Raw genomic sequence first — 19,266 nt, 5'->3', positions numbered from 1 at the left:
AGCCTGGGGCCGCGCTGCATGCTCGGCAAAAATCTCAGGAGTGCGGTCATGAGTGTCTATCAGTGGGCTCGGCAGGAAGTGTGCGACAGTCTGCACAGTGCCCAGCAGGAAGGATTTGAACCGGGGTTGAGCCTGCGGGCGCTGCTCAGTGCGGTGGTGCAGCAGAGCAAGAGTGTACGTAGCATCGAGGATCTGGCTGACGAGTTGCAGTTCCTCGCGGAGAACCTCGATGACGATCAGGACTACAGCTTCATGCGGCCCTGATCGGCGTCGGTTCGAGCACTCAGTGAGCGCGGGGCGGCAGTTCTTCCGAGAACAGTTCGTCCTCGGCATCCGGGCTCACTGGAATCTTGTGTTCCTCGGCAGCCCAGGCCCCCAGATCGATCAATTTGCAACGGTCGGAACAGAACGGCCGGTTGGTGTTGGCCTCGGTCCATTCCACGGGGGCGCCACAGGTTGGGCATTCAACGGTCAGGGGTTGGCTCATGACTGGCCTCCACGCAAAGTTAGGTAAAAGTGATGCAGGCGTTCGACCTCACTGCGCAACCAGGCCTGATCGCGGTCATTGACCAGCACATCGTCGGCGTGACGCAGGCGCTCCTCGCGGCTGGCTTGGGCCTGAAGAATCGCCTGGACCTGCTGTTCGCTGATCTGGTCGCGCTGCAAGGTGCGTTCGATCTGCAATTGTTGCGGCACATCGATCACCAGAATCCGTTGGGTCATCCGTGACTGGCCTGACTCGATCAGCAGTGGCGACACCAGAATCGCATAGGGCGATTCGGCACGGGCCAGATGGCTGACGATCTCCTCGGCAATCAGCGGGTGCAATAGCGCCTCCAGCCAGCGTCGCTGTTCGGGGACTTCGAAGATCAGCTTGCGCAGGGCCGCACGATCCAGTTGGCCATCGGCCTGCAGCACGCCGTCACCAAAGTGCCGGGCAATCTGTTCCAGGGCCGGGCGCCCGGGCTCCACCACCCAGCGAGCAGCGTGATCGGCATCGATCACATGCACTCCCAGGTCGATGAAGTGCTGGGCGGCAGCGCTTTTGCCGCTGCCGATGCCGCCGGTGAGGCCGAGGGTCCAGGGTGTGTTTACGGAGCGAGTCATTGGAAACCGACAAACTGCAAATAGAAGTCGGTTATTTGACCACTCCAGAGCAAGGCAATCCAGCCGGCAATGGCCAGAAAGGGGCCGAAGGGGATGGGCGTCGAAGTTTTGGCCCGGTTCAGGCGCAACAGGACAGTGCCGAGAATCGCTCCCACCAGGGAAGACAGGAGCAAGGTCAGCGGCAGGATCTGCCAGCCGCCCCAGGCGCCAAGCATCGCCAACAGCTTGAAGTCGCCGTGGCCCATGCCGTCCTTGCCGGTCAGCAGTTTGAACAGCCAGAACACCGACCACAGGCACAGATAGCCGAGCACTGCGCCCCACAAGGCATCCTCCAGGCTCGCCAGCAGCCCGAAGCTGTTGGCGATCAGTCCCAACCACAGCAGTGGCAACACCAGCACGTCCGGCAGCAGTTGGTGATCGGCGTCGATCAGGCTCATGGCCAGCAGCCCCCAGCTGAGGATCAGCAGCAGGCCCGCGGGCCAGCCGAAACCGAAGTGCCAGGCGACGAACGCCGAGATCAGCCCGCAAGCCAGTTCGGTCAGCGGGTAGCGCGGGCTGATGGCGGTCCTGCAGTGAGCACAACGGCCCCGCAGCCACAGATAGCTGAGCAGGGGGATGTTCTCCCAGGGCCGGATCGGTTGTGCGCAATGGGGGCACTGGGAGTGGGGCAGCAGCAGGTTGTAGGGCGCCGTCACAGGCTCGGGGGCCAGTCCCAGCACTTCGTGGGCCTGAGCCCGCCAGTCGCGTTCAAGCATCTTCGGCAGACGCCACACCAGCACGTTCAGAAAGCTGCCCACGAGTAGCCCCAGCACCAGGGCGGCAGTCACGAAGGCCATGGGGTAAAGGGTCATGACTTCAGTCAAGGACATGTTCAGATCGCTGTACCGAGTTGAAAGATGGGCAGGTACATGGCTACCACCAGGGCGCCGACGATACTGCCCAGGAGGACCATGATCAACGGCTCCATGAGGCTGGTCAGGCTGTCGACCAAGTGGTCCACCTCGACCTCATAATGCGCTGCGACTTTTTCCAGCAGATGATCCAGCATTCCGGATTCTTCACCGATGGCGGTCATCTGGATCGCCATAGTAGGGAAGACGCCGCTGGCGCGCATGGCAAAGTTCAGTTGCATGCCACTGGCCACCTGTTGGCGGATGCGCTCCACCGCTTGCCTGTAGACCTTGTTGCCACTGGCTCCGGCCACTGAATCCAGGGCCTGAACCAGGGGCACGCCAGCCGCGAAGGTGGTGGCGAGTGTGCGGGCGTAGCGGGCCACTGCGGACTTGTGCAGCAGGGGGCCGGCCAAGGGCAGGCGCAGCAGTCCCTGATCCACAGCGTCCCGCAGGCGCGCCGAGCGCCGATAGGCCTGCCTGATCCCGCCCCCCATCAGCAGGCCGGCACTGAGCAACCAGCCGCCGTGGCTCTGGATGACGTGGGAAAGGGCGATGACCCATTGGGTCAGTAGCGGCAATTGGGCATTGAACCCGGCGAACAGGCTCTGGAATTGGGGAACCACCTTGAGCAATAGAATGCTGCTGACCAGGATGGCTACGCCGATCACCGCCAGGGGGTAGACCATGGCCTTTTTTACCCGGGCCTTGAGGTTCTCGCTTTTTTCCCTGTAGGTGGCGACCCTTTCCAACAGGGTATCCAGGGCTCCGGCCTGTTCACCGGCATCCACCAGATTGCAGTACAGCTCGTCAAAGTGGCGCGGATGCCGGCGCAGCGCCGTGGCCAGGCTGGAGCCGGCCTCGATGTCGCGCTTGAGGCTGGCCAGCAGTTGGCGCATCAACGGCTGGACGAAACTCTCGGCAATGATTTCCAAGGCTTGCAGCAGGGGCACGCCGGCCTGCATCAGGGTTGCCAGTTGCCGGGTGAACAGGGCGATCTCCCGGGCCTTGACCCGCTGACCCAGTCGCAACCAGACCCTGGGTTTGCGGCGTACCCGAGTTGGAGTGATGCCCTGCCTGCGCAATTGGGCTCGGATCAGCGCCGGGTTTGCAGCGCTCAACTCGCCGGCCATCTTGTGGCCCTGGCCGTCGGTGCCTTGCCACAGATAGACGCTGGCAACGGGTGATTTTACCGTCATGGTTCGATCCTTGATGCAGGGGTGAGCTTCCTGAAGCCTAGCTGCCGGGCACCTGCCGCATAGGGTCACGAGATGACGGAATTTGTCAGTTTGTGCGACTCCTTGCGCTCAAGGCCATGGGCTATCACCGCTGCAGCCCTTGAATTCCGTGGGGGCGACCCTGGCACAGGGCATGCTTCAAGCCTTGCTGATTATCCAAGGTGCATTCTTGCCAGGAGGCAGCCCATGAAACATCAATCCGCTTTTACCCTGATCGAATTGCTGGTGGTGGTAGCCATCATTGGCATTCTCGTCACAGTGGCGATGCCGCTGTATGCCAAGTACCAGGTGCGGGCCAAGATGATTGCCGCGCTGGCCGAGGCGTCGGCGCTGAAGGTCAATGTCGAGGACCTGCTCAACCAGGGGACCGATCCGACTCTGGCCCTGGCCGGTGGCACGCCCCTGACGTCGAACTGCCGAATGAATGCCGAGGGCACGGCAGCCACCGGTGAAGGCAGTATTGGCTGCACCCTCCTCAATGCTCCGGGCCCGGTGTTGAACAAGACGCTGGTACTGAGCCGTTCGCCAGCTTCCGGATGGACGTGCACCACCACAGTGGAGGCCGACTATGCGCCCAAGGGTTGCGTTACGGACGACGCCTAAGTCTCGGCAGGCTGCTGTGGAGCGGGCTTGATGGACCGCATCGAAAAAGCCGCAACTTGCATGCAGATTGTTGGGCGGTCATGCATTTTGCATGATGTCGATTTTTCGGCTTCATTATAAGTCATTGTTTTTTATGAATATTTTATAGTGTCTAGACTTGGCACAGCACCTGCAATATCCCTCATAACCCTGTTGCCAGGACACGGCGCAGGCTTTCTAAAAGAACAGGAGTTACTCGTATGAAGAAGTTCGCTATTGCTGCTGCAACTGCTACCGCTCTGACCCTGACCATGGCCAACGCAGCATTTGCGCAGACCACTCAAAGCACCCAGTCGCCTATGGTTGTGGCTGCCGGTGAAGTGACCAAGGCCAAAGAGGCCACCTCCGATACCTGGATCACCACCAAAGTGAAAAGCGATCTGGTAACCGAGAAAGGCATTCCTGGCACCGACATCAAGGTTGAAACCAACAAGGGCGTCGTATCGCTGTCGTCCACCGTGGCCATTACTGAGTCGCAGAAAGCCACTGCAGTGGCAATCACCAAGAAAATCAAAGGCGTTAAAGCGGTCTCTGCCGACGGCCTGAAAGCCGAGTAAGACCCCAAGCTTCTCGCCTGGACAGGGAGAGGGTGCGGTAGACGAGCCAAGTGATACGTCTGCCGCTTCTTTCAAGGGTTCATGCGGAAGATCACAAGGATGTGATCATTACAGGCCCCGGCACATTGTGTCGGGGCCTGTTCTATTGGGCGGGGGTAAAGTAGCGCCGCTCAAGGCGGCGCGGGCCTTACTCGCTGTCCAGGTGCAGCGGGGTGACCACCTTGCCGTCGCTTTCGGCCTGGCCGAGGTTGGCATCAATGAAGTAGACCCGGTCATCGGCCAACTGGCCCTTGTCCACCAGGAAGTCCTTGATACTGCTGGCCCGTTCCTGGCCCAGTTGGCGCAGCAACACGTCGCTGCCGCTCCAGAACTTGATCAGCCCCTCACGCAGTTTGGCACTGCGCTCGTCGCGGCTGAGCTGGGCCCATTCGGCTGGAGGTTGCTGTTTCAGGCGGGTGCGGTAGATGCCTTCGAGCAATGGCGATTTCTCGCCCTCGGGAACCTGCAGCAAGGATGCCTGGGCTGGAACCTTGTCGCCGCGCCGTTGCAGGATCTTGTAGTAGTTGTACTGGTATTCACGCTCCAGACGCTGTTCGGCGATCAGTGGACCGTCGCTGCTCTGGGCGCTAGTGCCTTCGATCTCCAGGCGCAGGGTCGGACGCTCCTTGAGGGCCTTGGCCAGGGTGGTGAGGGCCGACTCGGACTCCTTGCTCAACTCGCTGGAGCCCGGGGCGAAGGACACATTGCTCAGGTCTTCGGAACCGCCGCCAGTGACCAGGCCGCCAATGAACTTGAAGGGTGCCTGGGCTGCTCGCAGCACCAGATTGCGCAGGGTCTGCCAGACGATTGGCATTACGCTGAACTGCGGGTTGTTGAGGTCGCCGGAAATCGGCAACTCGATGGAAATCTTGCCGTCGGTGTCTTTCAGCAGGGCCACGGCCAGGCGGATCGGCAGGTCCACGGCGTCCGGGCTGTCGACCTTTTCACCCAGTTGCAGTTGTTCGACCACCAGTTTGTTCTCGGCCTTGAGCTGGCCCTTGGTGATCATGTAGTGCAAGTCGAGGTTGAGTCGGCCCTTGCGAATACGGAAACCGGCGAACTTGCCGGAATAGGGCGTCAGGGTGGTCAGCTCCACTCGCTTGAAGCTGGTGGCGATATCCAGTGCGGCCATTGGATCGAAGGGGTTGACGCTGCCCTTGATGGTCACTGGAGCATAACGGTCGACCTTGCCCTTGACGTCCACTTCCGCCGGCTTGGCCTGGCGGCTGTCGATGGTGCCGATATGCCCGTTGAGTTGCTGGACTGCGGTGGCGAAGTTCGGTGTCAGGCTCAGGTCGGCGAAGTTGGCCGAACCATCGTTGATGGCGATTTCACCAATGTGAATACCCAGTGGCTTGCTGGAGCTTGGGGCGGGCTTGCCCGAGGATTTGCTGCTGCCACCTGCGGGTTGTGGAATCAGCAAGTCGTCGATATTGGTGGTGCGGTCATCGTTGATGATGAAGCGCGCATAAGGCTGCATCAGGTTGACTCGGCTGATGGTCAGGCTGTCACCGTGCTGATAGTTCAGGCCCTCCACCACCACTTGTTTCCACTTTACGAAGTCGCGGGTCTTGAGGGTGTCCAGGGTGTGCAACTGATCCACTTCGGCCCGGCCGGTGATGCTGAAAGTCAGCGGCTCGACTTTCTTCAGGTCCACCGCCAGGTCACTGCCGAGCATGCCGCTACGCAGTTCCAGGCGAATGAACGGGCTGATGTAGGACTGGGCGACCCGCAGGTCGATGTCTTTGGTCTGCACCTTGAGTTTGGCGGTGATGGGGTTGAGGTTGACCTCGCCGGTGGCGCTGACCTTGCCTTGTTTACCCAGGCCGGTATCGAGCTTTAGGGTGAAAGGCGACTGGTTGAGGCTGTCGAAGTTCTTCAGGTCCAGGTTCAGCGGGCCCACATCCAGGGCCACGGCCGGTTTGGCCTGGCGGTCGGCCAGGTGCACCTGATAGTTGCGCAGCTCCACGTCCTTGAGCAGAACCTGCCAGGGCTTGCCGGGGGCTGCGGGATCCTTGGGGGTGTCGGCTGTGGCTGGCTGAGGCTTGGCGGCCGGCTTGGCGGGTTGGCTGGCGAAGAGCTTTTGCCAGTCCAGTTGGCCATCGGCTTCAAGGGCGGCCCAGGTCTCCAGCTTCTGGCTGCGGATCTTGCCGACTATTACGTGCTGCTTGGCCAGGTCCACCGTTGCTTCGCTGATATCCAGGCGCTCCAGACGCGCCAGGGGGCGACCGTCCGGGGCCTTGATGGCAAATGGAGCAATGCTGATGGAGGTATTGTCCAGCAGCAGTTCGGTTTCCTTGGTCAGGCTGAATTTATAGTGGGTGCTGAGGTTTACCACGCCGTCTTCCAGCACCAGCGGTACGGCATCACGTACATAGGGCCACCAGGCTTTCATCTTGCCGTCGGTGACTTTCAAGGTGCCTTCGGAAGTCAGCGGGGTCACGCTGAAGTTGCCGCTCCAGTCGATCTGTCCGCCTTCCGGGCCGGTGGCCACCAGGGTCATGTCGGCGCTGTCATCCGGCAGGGTGCTGAGGTTCTTCAATTCAAAGTCGAGTTTGTTGTAGAGAAACTCGATGGGCTCGCTGGGGCGCAGGTCCTTGAAGTGCAGATAGCCGCCCGCCAGCTTGATGCGTTCAATGCGAACGGGAAACGGCTTGGCGTCGGGATCGCTCGGGGTCGGTTCGCTGGCAGGCAGCTTGAACAGGGCCAGGAGGTTGAGCTTGCCTTCCTTGTCGAAGAGGATCTCGGTCTTGGGCTGGTCCAGTTCGACGTCCGCCAGATGCAGGGCGCGTTTCCACAGACTGTCCAATTGCAGATTGGCGTAAAGGCGCTCGAAGGCAATTTGCTCCTTGCCCGGTTCGCCGATGCTCAGGCCCCAGAGGGTCAGTTCCAGGCTGAAGGGGTTGAGTTCGATACGCTGAATATGAGCCGGAGTCGTGGCGTAGTTGGCCAGTTGCTGGTTGGCCACCCGCAAGGCAATGCCCGGCAAAATCAGAAAGCCCAGCAGACTGTAAAGGGCGAGAGCGGTCAACAAGGCGCAGAGAGCGCGAATCAATCCTTTGGTCATGCGAGGCTTCATCTATCTGAATCGGAAGTGCCTTGGAGTATGGCACGCGTTTACGGTTCCGAAACCATCACAGTCTTCAGGATTGTTCAGATTTTTTGCCCTTGATCAAAGTTGCAGGATCAGTGTTTTCAGCGGCGGTTGTCCGTCCTGGGAAGGGAAGTCCGCAGCAGGGGGAAGGACCTGGCAATCGCGCACAGGCCGCCCGGCTTTCTCGGCACAGCGCAACACTTGCTCTCGCCAGTCCTGCAACGACACCTTAGCCAGGTTGTTACAGCAGATCAGCACACCCTCTTCGGCGGTGGCCAGCAGTGCCGGCTTCAGCAGGCTCTGGTAATCACGCAGCAGGTCGACGGTGCCGAAGGCACTCTTGGCCCAAGCAGGAGGGTCCAGCAGGACCAGATCGTATTGGCGTTGTTCAAAACGTGGGTAGCTGGGGAGCTTCTGTCCGCGTCGCTGACTGATGGGCAGGCCCGCCAGTTGGCGGATCGCTGGGAAGTAGTCCGACTGCACGAACTGCATGCCGGGTAGCTGCGGGTTGAGTTGGCCGTTTTCCCGACCTACCGCCAGATTGCCTTCGGCGAAGTCCAGGTTGCAGACCTCCCGGGCGCCTCCGGCTGCAGCGCTGAGGCCGACGCCACAGGTATAGGCAAAAAGATTGAGCACGCTTTTCCCGGCACTGTGCTGCTTGACCCAGCCGCGAGCGTTGCGCAGGTCGAGAAACAGCAACGGGTCTTGCCCGGCATGACGGCCACGGACTCGATAATTCAGTCCCCATTCGTGGCCGACCAGATCCGCCAGGGCGCTGTCCTCGGCGCGGTACACCGAGTCTTCACGGTCGATACGCGAGTTGCCTCGGGAGCGATCGTTGTAGACCAGCAGGGTCGACAGGTTCAGCTGTTGATTGATGGTCTCGTGCAGTTGCAGCAGGGCATCGCGTTCCAGCGTCTGGTGAAAGCTCTGTACCAGCAGTTGCGGCCCATAACGGTCGACGGTCAGGCCACCGGCACCTTCCTGGCTGCCGTGGAACAGGCGATAGCAGTCGGTACCTTGCTGGTGCAGTTCGGCGAGCAGGTCTTGACGGTGATCGAGGGCGGCGCGCAGCGCCTGATTCAAGGAAGACATGCAGGGCGCCTTGTAGAAGAGGAATAAGGCGCCGCAGTTTACCAGCGTCCCGCCAGTTGTAGGAGCCAGCTTGCTGGCGAAAGCGGCCTCACGGGTGCCTTCGCTGGCAAGCCAGCTCCTACAGGGGGCGGTTGTTGCGGGGGTGGTCCGCGCCGGTTAGCGCTCGATGGCCAATGCCACGCCCTGACCGCCGCCGATGCACAGGGTCGCCAGACCTTTCTTGGCATCGCGCTTGAGCATTTCATGCAGCAGGGTCACCAGCACCCGGCAGCCCGACGCGCCGATCGGGTGGCCGATGGCAATGGCGCCACCGTTGACGTTGACCTTGCTCGCGTCCCATTCCAGCTCCTTGGCCACGGACAGGGATTGTGCGGCGAAGGCTTCATTGGCTTCGATCAGGTCCAGTTGGTCCAGGGTCCAGCCGGCCTTGTCCAGGCAGCGACGGGTGGCGGAGACCGGGCCGATGCCCATGATCGCCGGGTCAACCCCGGCGTTGGCGTAGGCGGCGATTCTGGCCAGGACCGGCAGGCCCAGGGCCCGGGCCTTGCTGGCGCTCATCAGCATCACCGCGGCAGCGCCGTCGTTCAGCGCCGAGGCGTTGCCGGCGGTGACAGTGCCGTCTTTCTTGAACGCGGGCTTGAGTTTGGCCAGGGCTTGGGCGGTGGTGCCGGGGCGTGGCTGCTCGTCGGTGGCGAAGGTCAGCGGCTCGCCCTTGCGCTGGGGAATCTGGATCGGGGTGATCTCGTCGACAAAGCGCCCGGCCTCGATGGCCGCTGCGGCCTTCTGTTGGGAAGCGGCGGCGAAGGCGTCCTGGGCTTCACGGCTGATGCCGTACTTGTCCACCAGGTTCTCGGCGGTGATGCCCATGTGGTAGTCGTTGAAAGCGTCCCACAGGCCGTCGCTGATCATGGTGTCGACCAGTTGGCTGTGGCCCATGCGCAGGCCGGTGCGGGCGCCGGGCAGTACGTAGTTGGACAGGCTCATGTTTTCCTGGCCACCGGCGATGATCACTTCGGCATCGCCGCAGCGAATGGCCTGGGCGCCCAGGTGCAGGGCCTTGAGGCCCGAGCCGCAGACCTTGTTCAGGGTCATGGCGGGCACGGCGTGGGGCAGACCGGCCTTGATCGCGGCCTGGCGGGCGGGGTTCTGCCCGGCGCCGGCGGTGAGCACCTGGCCCATGATCACTTCGTCGACCTGGGCCGGGTCGATGCCGGTCTGGGCCAGCAGTTGGCGGATCACCGCGGCGCCCAGGTCAACGGCGGGAATGCCCGCCAGGGAGCCCTGGAAACTGCCTACGGCGGTACGAGTGGCGGCAACGATGACGACGTCTTGCATGATCGAATCCTTATGTTCGGTGGCGGGGAGCTGCGACGCGTGGGGCTCGTGAAATGGCCCGCGCAGGCGTTTGCAGTGCGGAAAATCATGGTTGCACACAACCCGGGAGACCGGCCAATCGCGAACCGGCCGGTCGTGTTGTGCATGAGCGGTCGGCTTCTACAGACCCATGCGTCGTTTCGCCCGATGCACTGAACTGTCCCGCACCGCCCAGCGCAGCATCGGTGTACTGCGTTTGACGCTGGCTCGAATCAGCTGACGTTGCAGCGGGTTCTGATTGACGTCGAGCATGGCGCTGGCCCAGTCCGGCAGCAGGTCGATACCGGCCTGCATCATCAATGAGCCAAAGGGCTTGGCCAGGCGACTGGGGGCGGGAGCCGCCTGTAGCAGACGCAGAACCTCCCGACTGCGCTCGTCGCACAGCAGTTGGGGACGCATAGCCTGCAGGTAGTCGGCCACCGCCCGCCGCGAGCGGGGTACATCCCGGGCGCCGAGACGTTCGGCGATCAGAGCAATCTCGTCGTAGTAGCGGTCCTGGTCCGCCCCTGACAGACGAGGGTTGAGGTAGCGCAGGTGAGCGGCGAGAAAACTGCTGACTTCCGCCACATGCACCCAGGTCAACAGTTCCGGATCGCTGGCGGCATAACGACGGCCATCAGGGGCGGTGCCCACTATATGCAGGTGAATAGTGCGTACTTTGTCGATCAGCCACTCGGCGTCCTGACGGGAGCCGAAGGTGGTGCCGGAAATGAACTGTCCGGTGCGGCGCAGGCGGCCGATCATGTCCTGGCGAAAGTTCGAGTGGTCCCAGACCCCGGCCAGAGCCAGGGGGTGCAGGGCTTGCATCAGCAAGGCACTGATGCCACCGATCAGCATGCTGCTGAAGTCGGCATGTACCTGCCAACTGATCGAGCCCGGCCCGAACAGGCCGGGGTCGCCCTTGGGATGCTCCAGGTCGAGTTGCCCCAGGGAGAGGCCTGACAAGCTCATGACCTGGCTTTCGATACGGCTGCGAATGAATTCCATGACAGCTCGGTGCGGGTAGTGAAAAAAGGCGCGGCCATGGCCGCGCCGGTTTCAAGCGTTCAGGCGCTTGGCGATCAGCCCGTCCACCACACTGGGGTCCGCCAGGGTCGAAGTGTCCCCCAAGGTATCCAGTTCGTTGCAGGCGATCTTGCGCAGGATACGCCGCATGATCTTGCCCGAGCGAGTTTTCGGCAGGGCCGCAGCCCACTGGATCAGCTCCGGTTTGGCAAAGCTGCCGATTTCACGGCTGACCAGGGCCAGCAGTTCCTTTTTCAGTTCCTCGTCGGGTTCGATGCCTTGCATCGGCGTGACAAAGGCATAGATCCCCTGGCCCTTGAGGTCATGGGGGTAGCCCACCACCGCCGCTTCGGCGATGCCGTCGTGGAGCACCAGCGCGCTTTCCACTTCGGCAGTGCCGATGCGGTGCCCGGAGACGTTGATCACATCATCGATGCGCCCGGTGATCCAATAGCTGCCGTCCTCGTCCCGACGCGCGCCGTCACCGGTGAAGTAGTAGCCGGGATAGGGCGCGAAGTAGGTTTCGACCATGCGCTTGGGATCGCCGTAGACGCTGCGTATCTGCGCCGGCCAACTGGCCTTGATGGCCAGGATGCCGCTGCCGGTACCTTGAATTTCCTTGCCCTGGTCGTCCAGTAGCACGGGTTGTACGCCGAACATCGGGGTTGAGGCGCAGCCGGGTTTGATCTGCTGGGCGCTGACCAGGGGGCTGAGCATGATGCCGCCGGTTTCGGTCTGCCACCACGTATCGACGATTGGGCAGCGTTGCTCGCCCACTACATTGAAATACCACTCCCAGGCTTCCGGGTTGATCGGCTCGCCAACACTGCCCAAGAGACGCAGGCTGCTGCGGGAGGTGCGTTGTACCGGGTCGTTGCCTTCGCGCATCAGGGCCCGCAGGGCGGTGGGGGCGGTGTAGAAGATGTTCACCTGATGCTTATCCACCACCTCCCAGAAACGCGAGGTGCTGGGGTAGTTGGGCACGCCTTCGAAGATCAGCGTGGTGGCGCCGTTGGCCAGGGGACCGTAGAGGATGTAGCTGTGGCCGGTGACCCAGCCGACGTCGGCGGTGCACCAGAAGACCTCGCCGTCGCGGTAGTCCAGCACGTACTTGAAGGTCATGGCGGCCTGCAGCAGATAACCGCCAGTAGTGTGCAGTACGCCTTTGGGTTTGCCGGTGCTGCCGGAGGTGTAGAGGATGAACAGTGGGTCTTCGGCGTCCATCGGCTCGGGGGCGCACAGGTCGCTGGCCGCGGCCACGGCCTGCTGGTAGGAAATGTCGCGGCCCTCTACCCAGTTCACGGGGTTGCCGGTGCGCTCGACCACCACCACGCTGCTGACGTCCGGGCAACTGAGCAGGGCCTGGTCGACGTTGCTCTTGAGGGGAATCTGTTTGCCACCGCGCACGCCTTCGTCGGCGGTGATCAGGGTGCGGCAGTCGGCGTTGAGAATCCGGTCGCGCAGGGCCTCCGGGGAGAAGCCGCCGAACACCACCGAATGCACGGCACCGATCCGGGTGCAGGCGAGCATGGCGTAGGCCACTTCGGGAATCATCGGCATGTAGATACACACCCGGTCGCCTTTTTTCACGCCACGGCTTTTCAGCACGTTGGCCAGGCGGCAGACATGCCCGTGAAGTTCTTTGTAGGTGATGGAACGGGAGTCGGCAGGATTGTCGCCCTCCCAGATGATCGCGGCCTGATCACCGCGCTTTTCCAGATGACGATCGATGCAGTTGTAGCTGACGTTGAGCTGGCCTCCGCGGAACCAGCTGGCTTCACCGGTGCGAATATCGTGGCTGTGCACGCTGTCCCAGGGGCTGCTCCAGTGCAGGAAACGCTTGGCCTGCTCGGCCCAGAACACATCTGGTTGCTCAATGGATTGGCGGTAGAGGTGGTGGTAGTCGTCCTGACTCATTTGCGCCGCCCGGCGGACGGCATCGGCTTTCGGAAAAGTGCTGATATCGAACATGACGGTTCCTTATTCTTGTTTTGCGACAAGTCATAAGGGTGCGCACAAGTGTCAGGAAGGTTCAAGGGGGGAGGGCCGGGGCCCAGACGGGAGCCGGCGCACCGGCTCCCGGAGGAGAGAAGGTTGATCAGCCGCGGTGACGGCCGCGGAAGTAGTTGATCAAGCCTTGGGTCGATGCGTCGTCAGCCAGGGTCTCGTCGCTGCCGACCAGGCGGTTGTAGACGCCCTTGCCCAGCTCTTTGCCCAGTTCCACGCCCCATTGGTCGAAGGCGTTGATACCCCAGACCACGCTTTGCACGAAGACCTTGTGTTCGTACAGGGCTACCAGGGCGCCCAGGCGCCGCGGGCTGATGCGCTCCACCACCAGGGTGTTGCTCGGACGGTTGCCGGGAATCACCTTGTGCGGCGCAAGTTTCGCCACTTCGGCTTCGCTCAGGCCTTTGTCCCGCAGCTCGCTCTCGGCTTCGGCGCGGGTCTTGCCCAGCATCAGCGCCTGGCTCTGGGACAGGCAGTTAGCGTACAGCCACTGGTGGTGGTCGGCCACCGGGTTGAAGCTGACGATCGGCACGATGAAGTCGGCCGGAATCAGCTGGGTGCCCTGGTGCAGCAACTGGTGATAGGCGTGCTGACCGTTGCAGCCTACGCCGCCCCAGATCACCGGGCCGGTATCGGTCGCTACCGGAGTACCGTCCTGGCGCACACTCTTGCCGTTGGATTCCATGTCCAATTGCTGCAAGTGCTTGGTGATGTTGCGCAGGTAGTGGTCGTACGGCAGGATCGCGTGGCTTTGCGCGCCCCAGAAGTTGCCGTACCACACACCCAGTAGGGCCAGCAGTACCGGCATGTTCTGTTCGAACGGTGCACTCTGGAAGTGCTGGTCCATGGTGTAGGCACCGGACAGCAGTTCCTTGAAGTTGGACATGCCGATGGCCAGGGCGATCGGCAGGCCGATGGCGGACCACAGCGAGTAGCGACCGCCAACCCAGTCCCACATCGGGAAGATGTTCTCTTCACGAATACCGAAGGCCACTGCCGCCGCATTGTTGCTCGACACGGCGATGAAGTGGCGATGCAACTCGGCTTCGGAGCCGCCCTGGGCCAGGTACCAGGCCCGCGCCGCCTGGGCGTTCTTCAGGGTTTCGAGGGTGTTGAAGGACTTCGAAGAGACAATGAACAGTGTGGTTTCTGCACGAATCTTCGCCGAAAGCTCATGGAACTCGCTGCCGTCGATGTTGGCCAGGTAGTGGCAGCGCACGCCTTTCTGGGCGTAGGACAACAGCGCTTCGGATACCAGTTCAGGGCCGAGGAAGGAGCCGCCGATACCGATGTTGACCACGTCAGTGATGGGCTTCTCGGTGTAGCCGCGCCACAGGCCGTCGTGGATGCGTCCTACCAGTTCGGTGATCTGGTTCAGTACCTTGTGTACTTCGGGCATCACGTTGACGCCATTGACCGACAGCTTGTCGCCCACTGGGCGGCGCAGCGCAGTGTGCAGTGCCGGGCGGCCTTCGGAGGCGTTGACCAGCTCACCGGTAACCATGGACTTGATGGCATCGGCCAGACCGACTTCCTTGGCCAGATTCACCAGCAGTTCGCGGGTCTGGCTGGTGATCAGGTTCTTCGAGTAGTCGAGAAAGAGTCCGCAGCTGCTCAGGGTAAATTGGCTGAAGCGCTGAGGATCGGCATTGAAGGCTTCGCGCATGCTGAAATCCTGCATGGCTTGGCGGTGTTCTTTCAACGCTTGCCAGGCGGGCAGAGCGGTAACGTCGTGAGGAGTGCGGTAGTACGCCATCGCTGCGGTTTTCCTTTTGCTTGAACTGCCTTTTGGACACTGAGAAGCCCGGAACGTCCTGCGCGGTCTCAAGGACCTCGTTCGTTCAGCCCTGTGCTGATTCGATTAATCTCCCAGGGCGATAACAGTAACCCCAGCGTGCTGTTCTGTCTTGGCTTTGTCCGACTTGTGGCCGGTACTATTTTGTACTGGCGGGGCCAATCAGGGCTGCATGGGGGGCTTTCAGCGGGAATAAACGGGGTTGGACTCGGGTGACCTCAACGGGGACCCCATGGCGTTATGGTTCAGCTCGTTGCCGGGGACATCTACAGTCTGCGAGGTTTGAAACTGAGCCGATCGGCAAGATGGCACGCATGGGAAATTCCTGGGTCGGATCCTCGAACAGGACCTGCAGTATTAGCTGCAGGCCCCAGCCGGCGGCAGTTTGCCCGAAGGTTGGCATTCGGGCAATCAGGCGTTCATGCCGGCGTATCAAGGTCCAGATGCAGGTTGTCGATCAAGCGTGTCGCGCCCAGATAAGCCGCCACCAGAATCACCAGGTCGCGGTCTTCGGCAGTGGCGGGACGCAGGTTCTGCCCATGACGAATTTCCAGGTAATCCCGGCGCAGGCCGGCCGCTTCGAGCTGCTGCTGGTGCTCGGCCAGTAGCGTCGGATAGTCACGCTCGCCGTCCCTAATGGCCTGGGCGATCTGGCTCAGGCTGCGGTATAGCACTGGGGCGATGGCACGTTGTTCTGCACTCAGGTAGCCATTGCGCGAGGACAGGGCCAGGCCGTCGGCGGCTCGCACCGTTGGCTCGCCGATGATCTGGATCGGCATGTTCAGGTCATGTACCAGGGCACGAATGACCGCCAACTGCTGATAGTCCTTCTGACCGAAGACCGCTAGGTCAGGCTGGACCATGTTGAACAGCTTGCTGACCACCGTGGCCACGCCTTCGAAATGCCCGGGACGGCTGGCGCCGCACAGGCCTTCGGACAGCTGTGGCACGCTGACCCGAGTCTGACCGGCCATGCCGTCGGGGTACATCTCTTCGACACTGGGCGCGAACAGCAGCTGGCAGCCGGCTTCGAGCAGTTTTTCCTGGTCGGCGGCCAGGGTGCGCGGATATTTGTCCAGGTCTTCGCCGGCGCCAAACTGCAGCGGGTTGACGAAGATGCTGGCAACCACGAAGTCCACTCGTTGGGCGGCCTTGGCCACCAGGGCGGCGTGACCGCTGTGCAGGTTGCCCATGGTGGGCACGAAGCCAATCCGCTTGCCTTCGCTGCGGGCGCGGGCGACCGCAGCGCGCAATTCGCGCACGGTTTTAACTGTATTCATGCAGAGAACCCGTGTTCGGCGCCTGGGAAGGTAACGGCCTTGACTGCTTCGACATAGGCGCTCAACGCCGCCTGGATGCTGTCTTTGCCGGCCATGAAGTTCTTCACGAACTTGGGCGAGCGACCGCTCAGGGACAGGCCCAGCATGTCGTGGATCACCAGAACCTGGCCGTCGGTGGCGCTGCCGGCACCGATGCCGATTACCGGGATCTTCACGGCCTGAGTGATTTCCGCCGCCAGCTCACTGGGGACGCACTCGAGCAGCAACATGGCGGCACCGGCCTGCTCCAGGGCAATGGCATCGGCACGCATCTGCCGCGCCTGGCTCTCGTTACGCCCCTGGACCTTGTAGCCGCCCAGGACATTCACTGTTTGTGGGGTCAGCCCCATGTGTACGCAGACCGGGACGCCGCGTTCGTTCAACTGGCGAACCGATTCGGCCAGCCAGGCGGCACCTTCGATCTTGACCATGTGCGCGCCGGCCTGCATCAGCTGGGCCGAGCTGCTCAGGGCCTGTTCGGTGGTGGCATAGGACATGAAGGGCAGGTCGGCGAGGATCAATGCACCGTTGTTGCCGCGCTTGACCGCCGCGACGTGGTAGGCCATATCGGCGTTGCTCACGGGCAGTGTGCTGTCGTGCCCTTGCAAGACCATGCCCAGGGAGTCGCCTACCAGCAGGACTTCGACGCCGGCTTCACAGCAGGTGTGGGCGAAGGTGGCGTCATAGCAGGTCAGCATGGTGATCTTCTCACCTTTCTGCTTGAGGCTTTGCAGGGTAGTCAGAGTGATGTCTGGCATGAAAAGGGGTCCTCATTTCAGGCGCTTTGGAAACTACTGCGAGTAACGCGCGTGATTCTTCGTTATTCAGGCGCACGGTCTTTTGTCGTGCTTATACAGCCTGGTTCCAAGCGGTTTGAAAGCAGTACCGGGATTCGCGCTGGTGGCGCTGGACGCATTATTCTGTGCCCAGAAGAGGCTGTGCACCAGCGGGTGCCACCGCCGTTGTACAAGCGCCTTGGCCTAGCGTTTCCTGGGGTCGCCGCGAACAAGCCTCGCTTGAATTGCGCCCTTTAACGCCGGGATGGCGGCAACGGGACGCCTATAGTCGTGATGAGGACTCGGGAAGTCAATTAGATGTGTTACCGCCTTGTTACGTCGGGAGTGTTACCGCCGTTACTGATGCGTTTCAGCGGTTATTTCAGACGTTCCAGGCCGACAAATGGACAGGCAACGAGCAGTTCCTGCAGGGTGCGTCCGTCGGCCAGTCTCAATTCGGCAGGGGCCAGTTCCGCCAGGGGGTAGAGGACAAAGGGGCGGGCCTGCATATGGTAATGAGGGACTTTGAGGCGCGGCTCGTCGATCAGGCGGTCGCCGAACAGGAGGATGTCCAGGTCCAGGGTGCGGGGGCCCCAGCGTTCATTGCGCTCTCGGCCTTGCTGGTTTTCGATGGCCTGCAGTGCATCAAGCAGTGCCAAGGGTTCCAGATCACTATCCAATGCCGCCACGGCATTGGTGTAGCGTGGTTGGCCGGGAAGCAGGGAGTCGCTTTGATAGAAGGCCGACACGCCATGGAAGTGGCTTGCGGGCAACTGCGCCAAGGCCTCGAGTGCGCTGCGCAGTTGTTCTTCAGGGGCAGCCAGATTGCTGCCCATGCCAATGTAGATACGTTCCATCCATTACTCGCCTGAAGCGCTGGAGCCGCCTGCACGCTTGCGTTTGGCACCGCTGCTGCGCCGACGCTTGCGTGGCGCGCCGCTGGCGTCTTCCTTGCCGCTCAGATCGCGGATCATGTCGCGGCGTTCGGAGTCATTGGCGTCCTGGTAGTCGGTCCACCATTCACCCAGGCCGTCGGTCTGCTCGCCTGCGCTTTCACGCAGCAGCAGGAAGTCGTAGCCGGCACGGAAGCGTGGGTTGTCCAGCAACTGGTCGGCGCGCTTGCCGCTGCGCCGTGGCAGTCGCTCCTGCATGTCCCAGATCTCGCGGATCGGCATGGTGAAGCGCTTGGGAATGGCGATGCGCTGGCACTGTTCGGCGATCAGTTCGTGGGCAGCTTCCTGCATGGCCGGGATTGGCGGCATGCCGCGTTCCTGCAGGCGCAGGACCCGGGCGGGCAGGGCTGGCCAGAGCAGGGCAGCGAAAAGGAAGGCCGGCGTCACAGGCTTGTTCTGCTTGATCCGCAAGTCGGTGTTGATCAAGGCTTCGCTGATCAGCGTATGGGTGTAGGTCGGGTTGTATTCCAGGGCTTCGGCGCTGGCCGGGAACAACGGATCGAAGAGTTGCAGGTCCACCAGCATTTCGAAGGTGTCGGCTGCGTAGCCGGAGAGGAACAGCTTGAGCACTTCTTCGAACAGGCGTGCGGAAGGGATCTCTCGCAGCATGGGGGCCAGTTCGCGGATTGGCGTTGCGGTGTGTTTTTCGATACCGAAGTTGAGTTTCGCCGCGAATCGGACGGCCCGCAGCATCCGCACCGGGTCTTCCTGGTAACGCTGCCGAGGGTCGCCGATGAGGCGGATCAAATTGTTGCGAATGTCGTGTACGCCATTGGCGTAATCGAGGATGCGTTCGCTGACCGGATCGTAGTACAGGGCATTGATGGTGAAGTCGCGGCGTTGCGCGTCTTCTTCCAGGGTGCCATAGACGTTATCCCGCAGGATTCGTCCGCTTTCATTACGGGAGGATTGATTGCTGTCTTCCTCGTCGTCGTTCTGCGGGTGGTTGGCGCGGAAAGTCGCAACCTCGATGATTTCGCGACCGAAGTGGATATGCACCAGTTTGAAACGCCGGCCAATGATCCGTGCGTTACGAAACTCGGCCTTGACCTGCTCCGGTGTGGCGCTGGTGGCGACGTCGAAATCCTTGGGGGTGATATTGAGCAGCATGTCGCGCACGCAGCCGCCTACCAGATAAGCCTGGTAGCCGGCGTTCTGCAGGCGTTCGACGATATTTACCGCATACCGGCTGAACTGGGCACGTTGCAGCGAATGCTGGCTGCTATTGAGCACTTCAGGGGTGCTGCGTTTATGTTGCGTACGACGCAAGGGAGAACGGAATGACTGGAACAGCTTCTTCAGCATGGGATGCACTGTTTGAAGGAATGTTCGGCCAAAACGAAGAATGACCGCATGATGGGCGGGGATTCTAGCA

General features: G+C 61.8%; 17 protein-coding genes. 3 read left to right on the top strand and 14 right to left on the bottom strand.

Going from position 1 to position 19,266, the window contains the following annotated elements; translation table 11 throughout:
* Positions 1-48 precede the first annotated feature (48 nt).
* Positions 49-264, top strand: coding sequence for a hypothetical protein (locus P7C00_RS27645; protein ID WP_346636011.1), 216 nt, complete (start codon positions 49-51; stop codon positions 262-264).
* Between the two features lie 19 nt (positions 265-283).
* Here P7C00_RS27645 and yacG read toward each other — a convergent pair whose 3' ends face one another.
* From yacG to P7C00_RS27625, 4 genes are read right to left on the bottom strand one after another with little or no spacing between them, the layout of a single operon-like run.
* Positions 284-487 carry a DNA gyrase inhibitor YacG gene (yacG, locus tag P7C00_RS27640; RefSeq protein WP_404937693.1) on the bottom strand — a complete coding sequence of 68 codons (204 nt, stop codon included), beginning with the start codon at positions 485-487 and terminating at the stop codon, positions 284-286.
* A complete protein-coding gene (coaE, locus tag P7C00_RS27635; RefSeq protein ID WP_346636012.1) occupies positions 484-1,107 on the bottom strand; it encodes a dephospho-CoA kinase in 624 nt (207 codons plus the stop codon). Before coaE ends, yacG begins: the two co-directional genes overlap by 4 nt.
* Positions 1,104-1,976: a prepilin peptidase gene (locus P7C00_RS27630; RefSeq protein ID WP_404937692.1), complete on the bottom strand. Its 873-nt coding sequence runs from the start codon at positions 1,974-1,976 to the stop codon at positions 1,104-1,106. Before P7C00_RS27630 ends, coaE begins: the two co-directional genes overlap by 4 nt.
* 2 nt (positions 1,977-1,978) lie before the next feature.
* Positions 1,979-3,196 (bottom strand): type II secretion system F family protein, encoded by a 1,218-nt coding sequence (locus tag P7C00_RS27625; RefSeq protein ID WP_404937691.1) that lies wholly within the window; start codon positions 3,194-3,196, stop codon positions 1,979-1,981.
* 225 nt (positions 3,197-3,421) lie between these two features.
* On the opposite strand from P7C00_RS27625, the gene P7C00_RS27620 reads away from it, so the two are divergent.
* Together P7C00_RS27620 and P7C00_RS27615 are read left to right on the top strand one after the other, a co-directional pair.
* On the top strand, positions 3,422-3,838 hold the full coding sequence (locus P7C00_RS27620; RefSeq protein ID WP_346636015.1) for a pilin: 417 nt from the start codon (positions 3,422-3,424) through the stop codon (positions 3,836-3,838).
* Between the two features lie 239 nt (positions 3,839-4,077).
* Positions 4,078-4,434 (top strand): BON domain-containing protein, encoded by a 357-nt coding sequence (locus P7C00_RS27615; RefSeq protein ID WP_346636016.1) that lies wholly within the window; start codon positions 4,078-4,080, stop codon positions 4,432-4,434.
* Positions 4,435-4,621: 187 nt separating this feature from the next.
* Here P7C00_RS27615 and P7C00_RS27610 read toward each other — a convergent pair whose 3' ends face one another.
* The 10 genes from P7C00_RS27610 to P7C00_RS27565 form a co-directional block, all read right to left on the bottom strand.
* Positions 4,622-7,540, bottom strand: a complete 2,919-nt coding sequence (locus tag P7C00_RS27610) for a DUF748 domain-containing protein (RefSeq protein WP_404937690.1) — start codon at positions 7,538-7,540, stop codon at positions 4,622-4,624.
* Positions 7,541-7,645: 105 nt separating this feature from the next.
* On the bottom strand, positions 7,646-8,662 hold the full coding sequence (locus P7C00_RS27605) for a class I SAM-dependent rRNA methyltransferase (RefSeq protein ID WP_404937689.1): 1,017 nt from the start codon (positions 8,660-8,662) through the stop codon (positions 7,646-7,648).
* A gap of 156 nt (positions 8,663-8,818) precedes the next feature.
* Entirely contained in the window at positions 8,819-9,997 is a 1,179-nt protein-coding gene (locus P7C00_RS27600; RefSeq protein WP_404937688.1) for an acetyl-CoA C-acetyltransferase, read from the bottom strand.
* Positions 9,998-10,156: 159 nt separating this feature from the next.
* Positions 10,157-11,023: an oxygenase MpaB family protein gene (locus P7C00_RS27595; protein ID WP_346636397.1), complete on the bottom strand. Its 867-nt coding sequence runs from the start codon at positions 11,021-11,023 to the stop codon at positions 10,157-10,159.
* Positions 11,024-11,074: 51 nt separating this feature from the next.
* Entirely contained in the window at positions 11,075-13,012 is a 1,938-nt protein-coding gene (acs, locus tag P7C00_RS27590; RefSeq protein ID WP_404937687.1) for an acetate--CoA ligase, read from the bottom strand.
* A gap of 127 nt (positions 13,013-13,139) precedes the next feature.
* Positions 13,140-14,804: a glucose-6-phosphate isomerase gene (gene pgi / locus P7C00_RS27585; RefSeq protein WP_123725031.1), complete on the bottom strand. Its 1,665-nt coding sequence runs from the start codon at positions 14,802-14,804 to the stop codon at positions 13,140-13,142.
* A gap of 458 nt (positions 14,805-15,262) precedes the next feature.
* The gene (panC, locus tag P7C00_RS27580) at positions 15,263-16,123 is read right to left on the bottom strand and encodes a pantoate--beta-alanine ligase (protein ID WP_404937686.1); all 861 of its coding nucleotides are present in this window, start codon (positions 16,121-16,123) and stop codon (positions 15,263-15,265) included.
* Positions 16,120-16,920 carry a 3-methyl-2-oxobutanoate hydroxymethyltransferase gene (gene panB / locus P7C00_RS27575; protein ID WP_346636393.1) on the bottom strand — a complete coding sequence of 267 codons (801 nt, stop codon included), beginning with the start codon at positions 16,918-16,920 and terminating at the stop codon, positions 16,120-16,122. The genes panC and panB overlap by 4 nt, the downstream gene beginning before the upstream one ends.
* A gap of 395 nt (positions 16,921-17,315) precedes the next feature.
* Entirely contained in the window at positions 17,316-17,795 is a 480-nt protein-coding gene (gene folK / locus P7C00_RS27570) for a 2-amino-4-hydroxy-6-hydroxymethyldihydropteridine diphosphokinase (protein WP_346636392.1), read from the bottom strand.
* A gap of 3 nt (positions 17,796-17,798) precedes the next feature.
* Positions 17,799-19,196: a polynucleotide adenylyltransferase PcnB gene (locus P7C00_RS27565; protein ID WP_346636391.1), complete on the bottom strand. Its 1,398-nt coding sequence runs from the start codon at positions 19,194-19,196 to the stop codon at positions 17,799-17,801.
* Between the last annotated feature and the right edge of the window lie 70 nt (positions 19,197-19,266).

This window comes from Pseudomonas sp. JDS08PS003 (genome assembly GCF_045013505.1).
Classification (GTDB): Bacteria; Pseudomonadota; Gammaproteobacteria; order Pseudomonadales; family Pseudomonadaceae; genus Aquipseudomonas; species Aquipseudomonas protegens_B.
The sequence above is the reverse complement of the archived record's forward strand: the minus strand, read 5'-3'. Positions and strand labels throughout refer to the sequence as shown.